General features: G+C 51.5%; 2 protein-coding genes. One reads left to right on the top strand and one right to left on the bottom strand.

Annotated elements, in window-relative coordinates:
* Positions 1 to 210 (top strand): IS66 family transposase (locus tag F2P45_RS34490; protein WP_166882689.1); only part of this gene is annotated, 210 nt, incomplete at its 5' end.
* Between the two features lie 11 nt (positions 211 to 221).
* Here F2P45_RS34490 and F2P45_RS35865 read toward each other — a convergent pair.
* Positions 222 to 489: hypothetical protein (locus tag F2P45_RS35865; protein WP_223164926.1), on the bottom strand; the 268-nt coding region annotated here is incomplete at its 5' end.

Here is a 489-nt window from a genome sequence, read left to right as displayed (position 1 = left end):
ACCGTGCCATTCACCAACAACGTTGGCGAACGCGCCGTGCGCATGCCCAAGGTCAAACAGAAAATATCGGGCTGCTTCCGCACACTCGCCGGTGCCGAGCACTTCTGCGTCATCCGCTCCTGTCTCGGCACACTGCGCAAACAAGGCCACAGCATGCTCGCTGTACTACAACGCGCCTTTGCCGGCAACCCTATCCCACTAATTGCTTAGTCGCTGAACAGTCACGAAATTTCAGTGAAGTGACAACTTCCTCCGGCATTTTTAATATCGGCGCTACTTGCCTTAGATAAACTTCTCTCAGCCAACAATATGCAGAGACATTTGCACCGCAATAAGTCTTCCAACACTAATGCGCCCAACATCTTGTAAGCGCTCCATAAACCCCAGACTTGCTGGCTAATCCGAATTTCCGCATTCTTGCTACTTCGATTTGATACCGGAGCAAGCATGGAAAACACGACCGTTTTTTGGGAGAAGCACGTTGCCGCG

Origin of the sequence: Massilia mucilaginosa (assembly GCF_011682145.1) — a bacterium.
In the GTDB taxonomy this organism is placed as follows: Bacteria; Pseudomonadota; Gammaproteobacteria; order Burkholderiales; family Burkholderiaceae_D; genus Telluria_A; species Telluria_A mucilaginosa.
The sequence above is the reverse complement of the archived record's forward strand: the minus strand, read 5'-3'. Positions and strand labels throughout refer to the sequence as shown.